We start from the raw sequence: 15,595 nt of genomic DNA on the forward strand, positions 1-15,595 counted from the left end.
CACTTTGTCCCAGGGGCCGGGGCATGATCGTGATAAAAATATCAACGCAGGAGACAGAGACCATGGCCACTACGACTACACCAAATGGCGTGCATGTTGGCGCCCAAGAACCATCTCAGGCCGGTAATGATGCACGCAACATCAATGCACGGGACGACGACCACATCTCACCGGGCGAAATAGCGGTCGGCGTGGTGATCGGCCGCGCATCCGAGTATTTCGATTTCTTTGTCTACGCGATCGCCTCCGTGCTGGTGTTCCCTTCGCTGCTGTTCCCGTTCGACGGGCGGCTGGAAGGCACCTTGTACGCCTTCACCATCTTCTCTTTTGCCTTTATTGCAAGACCGATCGGCACCGTGATCTCGATGGCCATCCAGCGCCGCTACGGGCGCGAGGCCAAGCTGACCGGGGCGCTGCTGCTGCTCGGCTCCACCACCGCCGGCATCGCCTTCCTGCCCTCGTACGCCGACAACGGCTTCTATTCCATCCTGATCCTGTCGGTGCTGCGCATCGGCCAGGGCCTGGCGCTGGGCGGCTCGTGGGACGGCTTGCCGTCGCTGCTGGCGCTCAACGCCCCCGAAAACAAGCGCGGCTGGTACGCGATGCTGGGCCAGCTCGGCGCGCCGGTCGGCTTCTTCATCGCCGCCGGGCTGTTCTGGTACCTGATCGGCAACCTGAGCGACCTGGACTTCATGGACTGGGGCTGGCGCTATCCGTTCTACGTGGCCTTCGCCATCAACGTGGTGGCGCTGTTCGCCCGCCTGCGCCTGACCTCGACCAGCGAGTACGCCAAGCTGCTGGAAGAGCGTGAGCTGCAGCCGACCAGCGTGATCGAAATGGCCAGCTCGCAGGGCCGCAACCTGATCATCGGCGCCCTCGCCGCCCTGGCCAGCTACGCGCTGTTCCACCTGGTGACGGTGTTCCCGCTGTCGTGGATCACGATCTACTCGCCGCGCTCGGTCACCGGCTTCCTCGGCACGCAGATGGTGGGCGTGGCGCTGATGGCGGTGGGCGTGGTGGCCTCCGGCGTGATCGCCGACCGCATCGGCCGCCGCCGCACGCTCGGTTCGCTGGCCATCCTGATCGCGGTGTTCAGCGGCTTCGTGCCGACGCTGCTCAACGGCGGCGAAGGCGCGCAGGACACCTTCATCATGCTGGGCTTCGCGCTGCTGGGCCTGTCGTACGGCCAGGCCGCCGGCGCCGTGACGGCCAACTTCCCGGCACAGTACCGCTACACCGGCGCGGCCTTCACGTCCGACCTGGCATGGCTGGTGGGCGCGGGCTTCGCGCCGCTGGTGGCGCTGGGCGTGTCGTCGCAGTTCGGGCTGGCGTATGTGGGCTTGTACCTGCTGTCGGGAGCGGTCTGCTCGCTGGCGGCGCTGAGCCTGAACCGCGCGCTGGATATCCGCAACTAATCCACCCGGACGCCCGGCTGCACCGCCAGCCGGACGCCCTCTCCTGTGGCAAAATAAGCAAACTTTCCCACACGGAGTATCAAATGAAGGTATGCATCGTCGGCGCCGGCGCCATAGGCGGTTTCATCGGCGCGCGCCTGGCCGCGGCCCAGGCCTGCGACCTGAGCGCGTACGCGCGCGGCGACACGCTCGCCGCGCTGCGCCAACATGGCTGGCGCCTGCAACAAGGCGACGTCCTGACCCAAGCCCCCGCCCGCGCCAGCGACAACGCGGCGGAACTGGGCCCGCAAGACGTGGTCATCATCGCCGTCAAAGGCCAGGCATTGGCCGCCGTGGCGCGGCAGATCGCCCCGCTGATCGGCCCACACACCCTCATCCTGCCCGCCATGAACGGCGTCCCCTGGTGGTTCGGCCACGGCGTGCCGGCCATCGGCAGCGAACCCTTGACCAGCGTCGACCCCGGCGGCCTGATCGCGTCGGCTTTGCCCTACCGGCAAGTGCTGGGCTGCGTGGTCCACGCCGCCACCTCGGCCCCCTCGCCCGGCCTGGTCAGCCACAAGATGGGCAATCGCCTGATCATCGGCGAGCCGGCCGGCGGCGAGTCCGAGCGCGCGCAGCAACTCGGTGCGCTACTGCGGCTGGGCGGCTTCGACGTCGAGGTATCGGCCGACATCCGCCACGACATCTGGTATAAATTATGGGGAAACATGACCCTGAATCCGGTCTCGGCCATCACCGGCGCGACGGCGGACCGCATCCTGGACGACCAGCTGGTGGCCGAGTTCTGCCGCGCGGCGATGCGCGAGGCGGCCGTCATCGGCGAGCGCATCGGCTGCCATATCGCCGAAACACCCGAGCAGCGTCACCTGGTCACGCGCAAGCTGGGCGCGTTCAAAAGCTCCATGCTGCAGGATGCCGAAGCCGGCCGCACGCTGGAGCTGGATGCGCTGGTGGCGTCCGTGCGCGAGATCGGCCAGCGCCTGCAACTGGCCACCCCGCACATCGACGCCCTGCTGGGCCTGACCCGGCTGTTCGGCCGCGTCCACGGCCTCTACCCGGAAGCCCCTCAATAAATCAACGGCCTAGCGCTCGTCGCGGTTGCCGCGTTCATCACGGCTGCCCGACTGGCGCTGGGCCGGATCGCTGTTTTCCTTGTTCTTCGTATCGCGGCTGGTGTCCACGCTTTGCTGCTGGCTGCCGCCACGCGTACCGCTCTGCTGCGAGCCTGGCGTGCCCGACTGCTTTGCCTCATCTGGCTTCTGGCGCTGGGTCATGATCGTCTCCTGTCAAAGTTATTGAAGGCCGGCATCGCCGGCAGCCCATCATCTTCCAGTCAGCCACAGCGTGGTATAGGCGCGCCGCCCACGCCGATGTAAGACCAGGCTGAGTTCCCGGAGAACATACGGCGTTGCGCAAATGCCTCAATGTTGCAAACGCGGCCATTTCAGTTTCCCCGGCGCTCACTCCGCATGACTCGCACAGCCATGCGTTTGGCTTCCAAAGCCACTGCAAAGTCGCCAGTCACTCTGCGGTTTCGCTCTAAGATCGGCTCATTGCAGTAATGACACCGTTTCTGAGAAACCGCTATGACACCAGCATTGAACGTCCACGCAGCACTGTCGGGGAAGCGCGTACTGATCACCGGCAGCACCGGCTTCCTCGCCAAGGTCGTGCTGGAGAAACTGATCCGCAGCGTGCCCGACATCGCCCGCATCGTGCTGGTGATACGCGGCGGCCGAGGCAAGACCAACGGCGACGCCCGCATCCGCTTCGAGCGCGACATCGCCACCTCCTCCGTGTTCGACCGCCTGCGCGCCGAACGCCCGGCCTTCCTGGCCGAATTCTTCGCCGAGCGCATCGAATGCGTGACCGGCGAAGTGACCGCGCCCTGCTTCGGCCTGAAACTGACCGAGTTCAACGCGCTGGCCCGCCGCGTCGACCTGGTGATCAACGCCGCCGCCAGCGTCAACTTCCGCGAGGCGCTGGACGAGGCGCTGGCCATCAACGCCCTCAGCGTGCAGCACGTCGCCGAACTGGCGCGCGCCGCCAACGCGCCGCTGGTGCAGGTATCGACCTGCTACGTCAACGGCTACAACCGGGGCGACATGCTGGAGCAGAACGTCACCCCCGCCCGCGCCGCCATCCCGCGCCACAGCGACGGCCATTATGATTTATACGGTTTACTCCAACACCTGCAGCACCGCGTGGCCGCCGTCAAGGCCGAGACCAGCGATCCCGAACAACAGACGCGCCGCCTGACGGAACTGGGCATCGCCGAGGCCAACTACCACGGCTGGAACGACACCTACACCTTCACCAAATGGATGGGCGAACAGCTGGCGATGCAGGCCATGCGCGGCCGCACACTCACCATCGTGCGCCCGTCCATCATCGAAAGCACCTTGCAGGAGCCGGCGCCCGGATGGATCGAAGGCGTCAAGGTGGCCGACGCCATCATCCTGGCCTACGCGCGCGGCAAGACCAGCTTCTTCCCGGCCAAGGCCGATGAAATCGTCGACATCGTGCCGGCCGACCTGGTGGCCAACAGCATCGTGCTGGCCGCCGCCGAAGCGCTGACCGAACGCGGAAGCACGCGCATCTACCAGGCCTGCACCGGCTCCGCCAATCCGATCTCGGTCGGGCGCGTGATTGAGCTGTTCCAGACCGAATCGCAGCGCAACTGGCGCAACTACGAACGGCTGTTCTACAACGAACCGAAACATGGCTTCCGCGTCGTCAGCCGCCCGGTATTCCTGTTGATGCTGCGAGCCATGAGCCTCGGCGCAACCGCCTGGAGCGGCGTGCGCCGCCTGCTGGGCGCGGGCGACTCGCCCAAGCTGGAAGCGTTGCGTACCACGCAGCTGCTGGCATTGACGTTCTCGTTCTACACCGCGCCGCGCTACGTGTTCCACAACAAATCGCTGATGGCGCTGGCGCAGCGCTTTGGCAGCGAAGACCGCGCACGCTACGGGGTCGACCCGGCCGCCATCGACTGGCCGGACTACCTGTGCCGCATCCACATGACGGGCCTGAACCGTTACGCGCTGCGGCCGCGCTCACCCAAGTCGTTGGAAGCGGCGGCAGCGGCGGCGGCGCCCGTGGCGGAGACGGAAGCAAGACCGGTAAAAATATAAGCGGACGCCGGCAAAGATCCGGCGCCGCATGAGGAGACAGCATCACATGAGCAAACCAACCGCAGCACCGGCGGCAATGACACGTCGCGACTATGCGTGGCACCGCATGGACACAAACAAGAACCTGATGGTCATCAACAGCATCCTGTTGTTCGAGGGCGCGGTCGACATGGAGCGGCTGATATCGACCATCGGCCTGCGCCTGCCCAACTACCCGCGCTTCACGCAGAAAGTGGTGCAGCTGCGCGGACGCCCGCACTGGGTGGAGGACGAGCAGTTCAACATCGCCCAGCACATCAAGCTGGAACAGATGTCGCAGGACGTCAGCCGCGAAGAGCTGCAAGCCCACATGACGCGCATCGCCCACCTACCGCTGGAGCGCGACCGGCCGATGTGGCACATGACGGTGCTGGACCGCGTCAACGGCGGGCACGCCATCGTGTTCCGCGTCCACCACTGCATCACGGACGGATTGGGGCTGGTACACGTGCTCAATCACCTGACCGACGACAACGGCGTACATGGCCGCACGCCCTCGCCGGTCGGCCATCCGCACCGCGCCACGGTGGCGCACAACGCCGTGTGCTCGGCGGTGGCGCGTGGCGTGTCGTGGCTGAAGATCGCCTTCCACGTGGCGCGGCTGTCGGTGCTGTGGCCCGACGCGCCCAGCCAATTCAAGGCGCCGATGACCGGCGCCAAACAGCTGGTGTGGCTGCCGCCGCTGGAGATGGACCGCGTGCGCGCCATGTCCAAGCGCATGGGCGTGACCTTGAACGATGTGTGGGTGGCGGCCGTCTCCGGCGCGCTGCGCCAGTACCTGGGCGAACGCGGACAACGCCCCGACGGCCGGGCCCTGCGCGCCGCCGTCACCTTCAACCTGCGCGAGAAGGCCAACGCCTTCCAGCTCGGGAACGAGTTCGGACTGGTGGCGGTGGACCTGCCGACCAATATGGAGGATCCCTGCGCGCGCCTGCGCCAGTCCAGCGAGCGCATGACCGCCATCAAACGCTCGCACCAGCCGCGCGCCACGATGGCCTTCCTGTCGATCGCCGGCTGCCTGCCGACGGCATTGCAGCATTTCGCGCTGAACCTGTTCACATCCAAGGGTTCGGTGGTGCTGACCAATATCGAAGGCCCCGGCAGCCGCCGCTACCTGGCCGGCTCGCGCATGACGGACTTGATCTGCTGGGTGCCGCAGGCGGGCAAACTGGGTGTGGGGCTGGCGTTCATCTCGTACGCGGGCCAGATCCAGCTGGCCCTGTTCGTCGACACCGACCTCGTGCCCGACCCGGAGCGCCTGATGACGCTGACCTACGACGCCTTCGAGGAACTGGAGCTGGCCACCCGCGCCGCGCCGTCCGAAACTCCCGATGAAGCCGCCGACGCCGGCCTGACAGGGGCGCCGTTGGCCCCAGCCGGGTGACACTGAAGAGGCAATCGGGCCCTGCAAATTCGAACTGATAGCCTCGAACAGCAGGGCTATTGACCGGTTGAATCCACACCCCAACGCAGGCATAGCGAGAGCCACGCGTCAATGTTCACGAAGGTACTAGCTATGCCCGACGTTGCATCTACAGCGTGCGGAGGAATTCAATCATCCTCGCGCTGACTTGGTCGGCGGCCTCCTGTTGTAACCAATGCCCAGCGTGCGGAATTACATGAGAACCGCGAAGGTTTGAAGCGAGCTGCGACATACCTGCGATTATTTCCTTCATCCCCGGCATTGCCAAACCTGTGTCGCGCCCTCCGACCATGTAGAGGGCTGGCACACTTACCTGCATACCTTCGAAAGCTCCTTGCAGGTCCCAATTCGTGTCCAGATTGCGGTAGTAATTCAATCCGCCCTGAAAGCCCGACTGTTTGAAGGCTTGTACGAACACGTCCAAGTCTTTCGTGGAAAGCCAATTTGGCAATTGATCAGGCTCAGGTAACGAAGCAAGATAGCCATGCTGTTTAGAGACCATCCCGAACGGATTGGGTGAATTCTCGTTGCGTTCGCCGACATCCCCAGAAGCACTAAAGTAAATTTTTTTTAAGGTCGTCGCGATATCTTCCTCAAGCTCAGCTTTCGCTAAATTTGGCTGAGCAAAATAATGTGTGTAGAACCACGCTTGCTCGTTCTGTGGGAACAGGCGACTCGGCAGCATTGGTGCCCGTCCCATCAGAGGCACACCAAGGGCAACGACAGCACGGAAGCGGTCCGGCCTAACTTGGGCCGCCTGCCACGCAATATTTGCCCCCCAGTCGTTGCCGACAACGACAGCTTGCCTCTCCCCAATCGAATTCAAGAGCCCGACTAAATCGCTGACTACATGCAAAGTCGTGTAGAGGCTTGCATCGCTTGGGCACTCGCTTCGCCCATAGCCTCGCAAGTCTGGGGCCAGGGCACGATAGCCAGCGGCCGAGAGCGCTTTTAGCTGGTATCGCCAGGAGTAGGAAGTCTCAGGGAAACCATGCAGCAGCAAGACAAGTGGTCCTTTTCCTTGTTCTGCGACTTGCAAGCGAATGCCATTCGTTTCAACCAACGACTGAGTGAATGCTGTCATAATTTTCTCCAGTGATTGCGCGATGCGATGACATATCGTAACATTATGAGTAACGAATTAATAGCCCACACAATATGCAATTAGATACACGACTGGCAAGGCTTCTCCATGTACTGATTCACATGCACTTGCGGGGCGGCTCAACGACTTCCGAAACGATTGCGCAAATGCTCCACACCAACCCCGCTTTGGTCCGGAGGACAATGGCGTCTCTTCGTGAGGCGAGATATGTGGAATCTGGGAGGGGACCAGGCGGAGGCTGGACTCTTGTTTGTGACTTGTCTGAGGTGACAGTGAAGGACATTTATGTTGCCCTTGCCTACAAAGGGATATTCACCTGGGGACCGGCTGAAGACAACCCCCAATGTCCCGTTGAATCTGTGGTCAATGAATATTTAAAGAAGGCCTTGGGCTCGGCAGAAAACGCGCTACTCACCATTATTGGCAACACCAAGCTTTCGGAGCTAGTCCAAAAGATTGTTGTGCCTGGCACCAATTCCCCTTCGCTGCCCGCGAGCGAAAAGCAGGCGAAATAGTCTGGCACTTTTACTGGAGTCAAGGCCCCTTCCTAGGTCCGTATATGGATACAAACATTCCGTCTTTGGCTGTTAGGTACGACTGCCCACATATATCCGGTCTCTAACTGCTTCGCCCGTCGTCGGGCAAGGACCATAATGGGCTATTCGAACGCCGGCTCCCTATCGCTACTTCGGGCTCGAAGGCCACAGACGTTGTCGAGTTCTGCCAGCGTCGCCGCGTTTCGTAATACCTGGCAGTCGCTCCTTACCGCTTGAACTATTCTGCCGTGGCGTCAGTCCCAGTGATGCCGCCATCTGCCCGCCGCCGCCGAACTGTTTTGCGTCGCCCACATTGGCCACTATCGCAGTGTCAATGATCGGGCCGACGCCGCGCAGTTGCTGCAACCTGGTGGCGACTGGCATAGCCAATTCCACCTGGAATTGAGAACCGCTTAAAATCTCCGATCGACGCATCACTGATGACATCTTTGATCTTGGCGTGCTCCAATGTCGGTTTGGGAAGCACAAAAATTGCAAGGTAGGTTTTTTTCGTTACGAGGAATAACTCAATTGGCAGGATCAACAGCCCAACCGTGACTGGCGAGCCAACCTACTTCGGCAAAACCGGAAGGAACAATATCCACTTCCTGAAGGCCGTAAAGTGCATGCCAGTCCAGCTTCATGCCTTTGAGGGTGACGTTGCAAACGTTAAATTGCGCGCCTGCGGCACGTGCGGCGTCTATGGCTTCCTTGATCTTGGGATCCATCGGTTGCGATAACAACTTAACCCCCGCACCGTACAACACAATCTTCGCCTTCATCCCGCCGCCCAATCCGGCGGTGGCCGTTACCCCGTTGCCGACGTTGCGCAAACGGAATAGCCAAACTGCCGGATCGTCGCTGGTAATTGGCACGACCACCTTGACCTCGCCATACGGCGCATGTTGGATGTTGGGCACGACATATTCGGCACGGGCTGGACCGGTGAACAAAATCGAAACGAAAGTGGCAAACAGAACACCGCCCAACGTAATATGGTTTTTCAAATTAGGTACTCCGTATTGAGTTTCGTCGCACTCAGGATAGCACAAGCTTCCAGCAGTCCCACTATCTACGCTGCTCCCCTGGCTGTCGTCATACCTCTGTCATATTCGACAAGTACATTCAGTTACCACTTTTATACTGGAGCTGAATGGCATGAATACGGTCGTCCAACCGGCGAGGATCAGTCCCGCCGACACCAAGAACACCCCCATCACCGCCCTCATCTTCTTCGTGCTGCTGGTGGCGGGCCTGCTGTTCAGCGCCTACAGCCTGCGCTCCGACGTCACCGAGGCCGGCCCGGTGGCCACCAGCTGGCTGCCGTATGTGCTGCTCGGCGTGGCGCTGCTGATCGCCCTCGCCTTCGAATTCGTCAACGGCTTCCATGACACCGCCAACGCCGTCGCCACCGTCATCTACACCAACTCCATGCCGGCCAACGCCGCCGTCGTGTGGTCCGGCTGCTTCAACTTCCTCGGCGTGCTGACCTCCAGCGGCGCGGTCGCCTTCGGCATCATCTCGCTGCTGCCGGTCGAATTGATACTGCAGGTGGGCTCCAGCTCCGGCTTCGCCATGGTGTTCGCGCTGCTGATCGCCGCCATCGTCTGGAACCTGGGCACCTGGGCGCTCGGCCTGCCGGCGTCGTCCTCGCACACCATGATCGGCTCCATCCTCGGCGTCGGCATCGCCAACGCGATGATGCATGGCCGCGACGGCACCAGCGGCGTCGATTGGGCGCAGGCGGCCAAGGTCGGCTACTCGCTGCTGCTGTCGCCGATGGTCGGTTTCGGCTGCGCCGCCTTGCTGCTGCTGGCGCTGCGCGCCCTCGTCAAGCGCCGCGAATTGTACGAGGCTCCCGCCGGCAACACGCCGCCGCCCTGGTACATCCGCGGCCTGCTGATCCTCACCTGCACCGGCGTCTCCTTCGCGCACGGCTCCAACGACGGCCAGAAAGGCATGGGCCTGATCATGCTGATCCTGGTCGGCACCGTGCCGATGGCCTACGCGCTGAACCGCGCGCTGCCCACCGACCAGGTGACGCAGTTCGTCGCCGTGGCCCAGGTCACGCAGCAGTCGCTGCAAAAGTACATGCCGCCCGGCGTGGCGCCAATGGCCGATCCGCATCCCGAGCTGTCGGCCTACATCCGCACCAAAACGCTGACGCCGGCGGTGGTGCCGGCGCTGTCCGTGCTGATCGGCGACATCGGCCAGGCGGTCAAGCAGCATGGCTCGCTGGCCAAGGTGCCGGCGGAGACCGTGAGCAACGTCCGCAACGATATGTACCTGGCGGCGGAAACCATGCACGTGATGGACAAGACCAAGGCCCTGCCCTTCGACCCCGACACCGCCGCCAACCTGAAGGCCTTCAAGAAGCAGCTCGACGACGCCACCAAGTTCATTCCGCTGTGGGTCAAGGTGGCGGTGGCGATCGCGCTGGGCCTGGGCACCATGGTGGGCTGGAAGCGCATCGTCGTCACCGTCGGCGAGAAGATCGGCAAATCCCACCTGACCTACGCGCAGGGCGCCTCCGCCGAGCTGGTGGCGATGCTGACCATCGGCGCGGCCGACATGTACGGCATGCCGGTATCGACCACGCACGTGCTGTCGTCCGGCGTGGCCGGCACCATGGCGGCCAACCGCTCCGGCCTGCAATGGTCCACTGTCCGCAACCTGGCCATGGCCTGGGTGCTGACGCTGCCGGCCGCGATCCTGTTATCGGGTTCGCTGTTCTGGCTGTTCCACCACATTTTCTGAAACAAGGAAGCACTATGCGACTGAATGAAACCGACTTGATGGAACGCGTACAGCGCGAACTGACCGACAGCTATGACGAAGAGCTGGAGATGGAACTGGAAGACCGCGAGATCGATCCGGTCACGCGCGAAGTGCGCGTATCGGAGCGCAGCGAGGAGGCCAAGGAAGCCCGCCGCCAGTACTTCCGCGAGCTGTTCCGCCTGCAGGCGGAGCTGGTCAAGTTGCAGGACTGGGTGGTCCACACCGGCCACAAGGTGGTGATCCTGTTCGAAGGCCGCGACGCCGCCGGCAAGGGCGGCGTGATCAAGCGCATCGTCCAGCGCCTCAATCCACGCGTGTGCCGCGTGGCCGCGCTGCCGGCGCCGAACAACCGCGAACGCACGCAGTGGTACTTCCAGCGCTACGTGTCGCACCTGCCGGCCGCCGGCGAGATCGTGCTGTTCGACCGCAGCTGGTACAACCGCGCAGGCGTCGAGCGCGTGATGGGGTTCTGCTCCGACGACCAGTACGAGGAATTCTTCCAGACCGTGCCGGAATTCGAGCGCATGCTGGCCCGCTCGGGCATCCAGCTGATCAAGTACTGGTTCTCGATCTCGGACGAGGAGCAGAACGCGCGCTTCCTGGGCCGCATCCACGATCCGCTCAAGCAGTGGAAACTGAGCCCGATGGACCTGGAGTCCCGCCGCCGCTGGGAGGAATACACCAAGGCCAAGGAGATCATGCTGGAGCGGACCCACATCCCGGAAGCGCCGTGGTGGGTGGTGCAAGGCGTGGACAAGAAGAAGGCGCGCCTGAACTGCATCCATCACCTGCTGGAGCAGATGCCGTACGTGGAAGTGGAGCATCCGGCGATCCAGCTGCCGGAACGCGAGTACCACGACGACTATGTGCGCCGCCCGGTGCCGGCCGAGATCATCGTTCCGGAAGTGTACTGACCTGTGCTAAAGTCGGCCGATTCACTATGTTGGGAGATCGGCATGCAACTCGGCGCAATATCCATCGGCCCGGCGGCGGCAGCGTCGACGTGAGCCGCATCGATCACATCACGGTCACCGCGCCCACGCTGGCAGCCGGCGCGGCCTTCGTCCTCAAGGCACTGGGCGCGACGCCGCAGCCCGGTGGCGAGCATCCCCGCATGGGAACGCACAACCTGCTGCTGCGGCTGGGCGACGCGCTTTTCCTGGAAATCATCGCCCCGAATCCCGATGCTCCCCCGCCAGGCCGGCCGCGCTGGTTCGCGCTCGACCGGCTTGCGCCGGATTCGCCGCCATCGCTCGGCACCTGGGTGGCGCGCACCGACGACATACGCGCGACCGCCGCCGTCGGCAGCGAAGACCTGGGGCCGGTGGAGCCCATGTCACGCGGCCAGCGCAACTGGCTGATCACGATACCGGCCGATGGCTCGGTCGCGCTGGATGGCGTCGCCCCGGCGCTGATCGAATGGGACGACCATCCCCATCCAGCGGCGGGCCTGCCAGACCAGGGCCTGTCGCTGGCCAGGCTGGAGATCTTCCATCCCGATCCGCAGCGGGCCGCCGCGCTGCTGGCGTCCATCGGATTGGAGGACGCCGTCGCATGCCAGCATGGCGACAAGCCGCGACTGGTCGCCCACATCAACACACCACAAGGCATCAAGGAGTTATCGACATGAACCTTGGCAGCGTCACCCCCATCCTGCGTAGCTTCAACGAAGCGCAGACGCGCGAATTCTACGTCGACTTCCTCGGCTTCAAAGTCGACTGGGAGCACCGCTTCGAACCCGGCATGCCGCTGTACCTGCAAGTGTCGCGGGACGGCTGCGTCCTTCACCTCACCGAACATTTCGGTGATTGCAGCCCGGGCGCCGCCATCCGCATCGCCACCACTGGGCTGGATGAATACCACGCCCAGCTGATCGCCAAGCAGTACAAACACGCCCGCCCCGGCATCGAAGCCATGCCCTGGGGCAGCCGCGAAATGTCGATCAAGGACCCATCCGGCAACCGGCTGACATTTGTCAGCACGGACGATGACGCGTAAAATCGCGCTTCCGCTGCTGCTGGCATGCGCCATCGTCCATGCGGCGGACATGCAAGCGCCAGCACGGGACGGCAATGCGCTGACTTCGCAAGGCGGCCTGCTGGTCCAGCGAACCTTTGACAAGGGACTGAAGGAGTTCGGCTTTGAAGCGATACGTGCGCCGGCCAGCGCCAGCGCCAGCGCCCGCGATACGCGTCTCGCCCAGGCGATTGCCGGCGCCGCCAAGAAGGACTTCATCGAAGCCGGCATCGAGGAATCCAGACGGGCACTGATCGAATGCCAGAAGGAGACCTCGGCCGTGCTGATCATGCCGTCATTGCGCAGCGACAGCCAGCAGGCCCACTGCTACAGGTTTTAACGACTCAATTAAGGAAGACACATGGCCTGGCTCATCATCAAATACCTGCTGACTTCAGCCGTGGTCGTGGCGGTCTCCGAATTCGCCAAACGCAGCGACCGTATCGGCGGCCTGGTCGCGGCGCTGCCGCTGGTGACGCTGCTTGCGCTGATCTGGCTGTACATCGACAAACAACCCGAACAAAAAATCGCCAATCACGCGTGGTACACCTTCTGGTACGTGGTGCCCACGCTGCCGATGTTCCTGGCCTTTCCGGCGCTGCTGCCACGGATCGGTTTCTGGCCGACCCTGCTGGCATGCGTCGTCATCACGATAGTCTGCTTCGGGCTGTTCGCGCTGCTGGTGCGTCGATTCGGCATCGACCTGCTGTGATCAGAAGCGGTGGCGCAAGCCCACCGTGAACTGACGATTGCCGATGCCCGGCTCCTCGCTGTTGCCCTCCGTGTAGCCGCCGCCGTTATGGTTGCGGATCATCGCGTACGAGGTGTAGATGTCGGTGCGCCGCGAGAACGCGTACATATAGGCCAGCGCGTACTGCTGCGCATCCTGGTTGCGCGCCGTCCGGTCGTTCTTGCGGATATACGTCGCCACCAAGGTGCTGAAGCCGAACGGCGCCGATACGCCAAGCAGCATATCGGTGCTGTCCGTGGACGCCACCGGCGCCGGACCTTCGAAGTTGACCACAGAACTATTGAGCGTGGCGCTGTTCAGGCCCTTGTCGACGCCATAGCCGAACCAGGCCTTCGCCGGACCGAAGTCATAGTTCGCGCCCAGCAGCGTATTGCGCGCCGAGCCGGTGTTCTTGAGCGTGGCCGTATCGTTGTTCTTGTTGTGGTAGGCCAGCCGCACATTCAGCGGCCCATTGCTGTAGCCGAACGAGCCACCCAACGCCCGGCTGGCCTTCTGGTCGCCGGCCACCTCTCCCGCCACATACATGGCGTCGGCGCTGAAGCCATTGACGGTCGCCGTGCGGTACAGCACCGAGTTACCGGCCCGGAAGCCGGTCGCCGCCATCAGGTTGTTGGAACGCGCAATGCCGTTGCGCAGCGGGTCGACGATGGTGTTGAGCGTCGTGAACAACGGCGTATCCTGCAAGCCGATCGACACCGCGCCATACTTGCTGCCCAGGCCGACGATGCTGGTGCGGCCGAACAGCGTGTTGTTCTGCGTCGAGCCGCCCGTGTCCGCATGGATGCCGCCCTCGATCACGAAGAAGGCGTTCATGCCGCCGCCCAGGTCCTCGCTGCCGCGGAAACCCCAGCGGCTCTGGGTCGCCATGCCGCTGGTGGCGCGGGTGGAAGTGCCGGCGATGCCGCCACGGTCCTGGGAAATACCCATGTCCATCACGCCGTAGAAAGTCACATTGCTCTGCGCCAGGACAGCGCCGGAACAAGTGGTAAGGACGAGCGCACCCAGCGCATAAATGCTTTTTTTCATTTTAGTTGTCTCCAGAATTATTATGTAGGTATCACGCCGGCTGCTTGAGGCCGCGCGGTTCGGGATCGGGAATCGCTTCGATCTTGCCGAGGACGAAGACGAAGGAGACGATGCCAATCAACAGGATCACGCCGGCCACCATGAAGGCGTTGGTGAACGAGTTGGTGGCGCCGACGATCATGCCGGTGACGATGGGAGCCGCCGCGCCCATCAGGTTGTTGGCGAAGTTCATGATGCCGCCGATGGTGCCGGCCCCGCCCTTCGGCGCGATCAGCGATGGCAACGACCAGCCCACCGGCGCCGCCGAAGCCAGGCCGCCCAGCGCGATCGAGATCCAGAAGATGGCCCAGACCGGATCGGTGGTCTGCGTTGCGCCGAATACCGCCAGGCCCAGCGTCATGCCGCACACCAGCACGCCCTTGCGCACCAGCGATTCGTTCTTGCCACGCGAGATCAGGTGATCGATCAGCCAGCCGCCGACGAACAGATCGGCCACCGTCGCCACCGCCCACGGTATCGCTGCAAAGCCTGCCGACTTCAGTATGCTCATGTGCATGGTCTGCACCAGGTAGCCGGGCAGCCAGGTCAGGAACAGGTAGAACGAGTAACCGTAGGCCGCGAAGCCGATGGTCAGGCCCCAGATCTTGGATTTGCCCAGCAGGTAGCCCAGCATGTTCAGCGCGCCCGCTTCGGACGGGCCTTCCGGTGCTGCGCCGCCTTCCTGGATGTAGCGCAGCTCCTGCTTGCTCAGCTTGGGATCGGCGCTCGGATCGCGGTACAGCACAAAGAACGCGATGAAGTAGCTGAAGCTCAGCACAGCGGTCAAGCCGAAGCCCCAGCGCCAGCCGAAGGTGACGATGGTCAGCGCCAGCAAAGGCACGCCGATCACGTTGGAGAACTTGGCGGCGGCGTCGAAGATGGCGGTGGCCATGCCGCGCTCATTGCGCGGGAACCAGTAGCCGGTGGCCTTGGCGCTGACCGGGAAGGCCGGCGCTTCGGCGATGCCCAGCAGGATGCGCGCCGCGAAGATGCCCGCGAAGCCGCTGGAGAACGCGGTGATGGTCGCGGCCAGCCCCCACAGGAAGGCGCCCCAGCGGCCAACCCTGGTGGGACCGAAGCGGTCCATCACCATGCCGACCGGGATCTGCAGCAGCGAGTAGGACCAGGCGAAGGCGCTGAACAGCAGGCCCAGTTCGACCGGTGTCAGGTCGAACAACTCCTTGATCTGCGGCGCGGCCACGGACAGGCCGATACGGTCGATGTAGTTGATCAGCACGCCGACGCCCAGCAAGGCGCCTATGCCCCAGCGCCGTTTCGGGATTTTTGTTGTAGTGACTGTTTTCATTTTTATCTCCAGTTCGATTATGGAATG

16 protein-coding genes and 1 pseudogene are annotated in these 15,595 nt (G+C 63.3%); 11 read left to right on the forward strand and 6 right to left on the reverse strand.

Annotation, left to right across the window (positions count from 1 at the left end):
* Positions 1–62: 62 nt before the first annotated feature.
* Together HUX88_RS14495 and HUX88_RS14500 are read left to right on the forward strand one after the other, a co-directional pair.
* Positions 63–1,415, forward strand: a complete 1,353-nt coding sequence (locus HUX88_RS14495) for an MFS transporter (protein WP_117010846.1) — start codon at positions 63–65, stop codon at positions 1,413–1,415.
* An 83-nt stretch (positions 1,416–1,498) separates the two neighbouring features.
* A complete protein-coding gene (locus HUX88_RS14500) occupies positions 1,499–2,488 on the forward strand; it encodes a 2-dehydropantoate 2-reductase (RefSeq protein WP_176362227.1) in 990 nt (329 codons plus the stop codon).
* Positions 2,489–2,497: 9 nt separating this feature from the next.
* On the opposite strand, the gene HUX88_RS14505 is transcribed toward HUX88_RS14500, so the two are convergent.
* Positions 2,498–2,689 carry a hypothetical protein gene (locus HUX88_RS14505; protein ID WP_117010849.1) on the reverse strand — a complete coding sequence of 64 codons (192 nt, stop codon included), beginning with the start codon at positions 2,687–2,689 and terminating at the stop codon, positions 2,498–2,500.
* A gap of 312 nt (positions 2,690–3,001) precedes the next feature.
* On the opposite strand from HUX88_RS14505, the gene HUX88_RS14510 reads away from it, so the two are divergent.
* Together HUX88_RS14510 and HUX88_RS14515 are read left to right on the forward strand one after the other, a co-directional pair.
* On the forward strand, positions 3,002–4,549 hold the full coding sequence (locus tag HUX88_RS14510; RefSeq protein WP_176362228.1) for a fatty acyl-CoA reductase: 1,548 nt from the start codon (positions 3,002–3,004) through the stop codon (positions 4,547–4,549).
* A 46-nt stretch (positions 4,550–4,595) separates the two neighbouring features.
* Positions 4,596–5,972 (forward strand): wax ester/triacylglycerol synthase family O-acyltransferase, encoded by a 1,377-nt coding sequence (locus HUX88_RS14515; RefSeq protein WP_176362229.1) that lies wholly within the window; start codon positions 4,596–4,598, stop codon positions 5,970–5,972.
* A gap of 148 nt (positions 5,973–6,120) precedes the next feature.
* Here HUX88_RS14515 and HUX88_RS14520 read toward each other — a convergent pair whose 3' ends face one another.
* A complete protein-coding gene (locus HUX88_RS14520; protein ID WP_176362230.1) occupies positions 6,121–7,095 on the reverse strand; it encodes an alpha/beta fold hydrolase in 975 nt (324 codons plus the stop codon).
* Between the two features lie 74 nt (positions 7,096–7,169).
* On the opposite strand from HUX88_RS14520, the gene HUX88_RS14525 reads away from it, so the two are divergent.
* Positions 7,170–7,631: an Rrf2 family transcriptional regulator gene (locus HUX88_RS14525; protein ID WP_176362231.1), complete on the forward strand. Its 462-nt coding sequence runs from the start codon at positions 7,170–7,172 to the stop codon at positions 7,629–7,631.
* A 213-nt stretch (positions 7,632–7,844) separates the two neighbouring features.
* Here the strand turns inward: HUX88_RS14525 and HUX88_RS14530 are convergent.
* A pseudogene (locus HUX88_RS14530) lies at positions 7,845–8,015 on the reverse strand (transposase); the annotation flags it as partial.
* Between the two features lie 164 nt (positions 8,016–8,179).
* Entirely contained in the window at positions 8,180–8,659 is a 480-nt protein-coding gene (locus HUX88_RS14535; RefSeq protein ID WP_176362232.1) for a DsrE family protein, read from the reverse strand.
* Between the two features lie 151 nt (positions 8,660–8,810).
* Between HUX88_RS14535 and HUX88_RS14540 the strand changes: the two genes are divergently transcribed.
* From HUX88_RS14540 to HUX88_RS14565, 6 genes are all read left to right on the forward strand, one after another.
* Positions 8,811–10,409, forward strand: a complete 1,599-nt coding sequence (locus HUX88_RS14540) for an inorganic phosphate transporter (protein ID WP_161091523.1) — start codon at positions 8,811–8,813, stop codon at positions 10,407–10,409.
* 14 nt (positions 10,410–10,423) lie between these two features.
* Positions 10,424–11,344 (forward strand): polyphosphate kinase 2, encoded by a 921-nt coding sequence (ppk2, locus tag HUX88_RS14545; protein ID WP_175001265.1) that lies wholly within the window; start codon positions 10,424–10,426, stop codon positions 11,342–11,344.
* 89 nt (positions 11,345–11,433) lie between these two features.
* Entirely contained in the window at positions 11,434–12,060 is a 627-nt protein-coding gene (locus tag HUX88_RS14550) for a VOC family protein (RefSeq protein ID WP_373886798.1), read from the forward strand.
* Positions 12,057–12,428, forward strand: coding sequence for a glyoxalase superfamily protein (locus HUX88_RS14555; protein WP_176362234.1), 372 nt, complete (start codon positions 12,057–12,059; stop codon positions 12,426–12,428). Before HUX88_RS14550 ends, HUX88_RS14555 begins: the two co-directional genes overlap by 4 nt.
* Positions 12,418–12,786, forward strand: a complete 369-nt coding sequence (locus tag HUX88_RS14560; protein WP_176362235.1) for a hypothetical protein — start codon at positions 12,418–12,420, stop codon at positions 12,784–12,786. Before HUX88_RS14555 ends, HUX88_RS14560 begins: the two co-directional genes overlap by 11 nt.
* Before the next feature lie 21 nt (positions 12,787–12,807).
* Positions 12,808–13,158, forward strand: a complete 351-nt coding sequence (locus HUX88_RS14565; RefSeq protein ID WP_117010870.1) for a DUF3147 family protein — start codon at positions 12,808–12,810, stop codon at positions 13,156–13,158.
* Here the strand turns inward: HUX88_RS14565 and HUX88_RS14570 are convergent, their stop codons facing one another.
* Positions 13,159–14,223 (reverse strand): porin, encoded by a 1,065-nt coding sequence (locus HUX88_RS14570; RefSeq protein WP_176362236.1) that lies wholly within the window; start codon positions 14,221–14,223, stop codon positions 13,159–13,161.
* A 31-nt stretch (positions 14,224–14,254) separates the two neighbouring features.
* Complete coding sequence (locus HUX88_RS14575) at positions 14,255–15,568, reverse strand: MFS transporter (protein WP_117010873.1); 1,314 nt, start codon at positions 15,566–15,568, stop codon at positions 14,255–14,257.
* Between the last annotated feature and the right edge of the window lie 27 nt (positions 15,569–15,595).

Source organism: Duganella sp. BJB1802 (assembly GCF_013369445.1).
Classification (GTDB): Bacteria; Pseudomonadota; Gammaproteobacteria; order Burkholderiales; family Burkholderiaceae_D; genus Rugamonas; species Rugamonas vulcania_A.

Bases quoted from the DNA above. Each gene is read 5' to 3' on its own strand.
- HUX88_RS14495 (WP_117010846.1), top strand. From the start codon at position 63: ATGGCCACTACGACTACACCAAATGGCGTGCATGTTGGCGCCCAAGAA.
- HUX88_RS14505 (WP_117010849.1), bottom strand. From the start codon at position 2,689: ATGACCCAGCGCCAGAAGCCAGATGAGGCAAAGCAGTCGGGCACGCCA.
- HUX88_RS14525 (WP_176362231.1), top strand. From the start codon at position 7,170: ATGCAATTAGATACACGACTGGCAAGGCTTCTCCATGTACTGATTCAC.
- HUX88_RS14555 (WP_176362234.1), top strand. From the start codon at position 12,057: ATGAACCTTGGCAGCGTCACCCCCATCCTGCGTAGCTTCAACGAAGCG.
- HUX88_RS14500 (WP_176362227.1), top strand. From the start codon at position 1,499: ATGAAGGTATGCATCGTCGGCGCCGGCGCCATAGGCGGTTTCATCGGC.
- HUX88_RS14560 (WP_176362235.1), top strand. From the start codon at position 12,418: ATGACGCGTAAAATCGCGCTTCCGCTGCTGCTGGCATGCGCCATCGTC.
- ppk2 (WP_175001265.1), top strand. From the start codon at position 10,424: ATGCGACTGAATGAAACCGACTTGATGGAACGCGTACAGCGCGAACTG.
- HUX88_RS14540 (WP_161091523.1), top strand. From the start codon at position 8,811: ATGAATACGGTCGTCCAACCGGCGAGGATCAGTCCCGCCGACACCAAG.
- HUX88_RS14520 (WP_176362230.1), bottom strand. From the start codon at position 7,095: ATGACAGCATTCACTCAGTCGTTGGTTGAAACGAATGGCATTCGCTTG.
- HUX88_RS14510 (WP_176362228.1), top strand. From the start codon at position 3,002: ATGACACCAGCATTGAACGTCCACGCAGCACTGTCGGGGAAGCGCGTA.
- HUX88_RS14570 (WP_176362236.1), bottom strand. From the start codon at position 14,223: ATGAAAAAAAGCATTTATGCGCTGGGTGCGCTCGTCCTTACCACTTGT.
- HUX88_RS14565 (WP_117010870.1), top strand. From the start codon at position 12,808: ATGGCCTGGCTCATCATCAAATACCTGCTGACTTCAGCCGTGGTCGTG.
- HUX88_RS14575 (WP_117010873.1), bottom strand. From the start codon at position 15,568: ATGAAAACAGTCACTACAACAAAAATCCCGAAACGGCGCTGGGGCATA.
- HUX88_RS14515 (WP_176362229.1), top strand. From the start codon at position 4,596: ATGAGCAAACCAACCGCAGCACCGGCGGCAATGACACGTCGCGACTAT.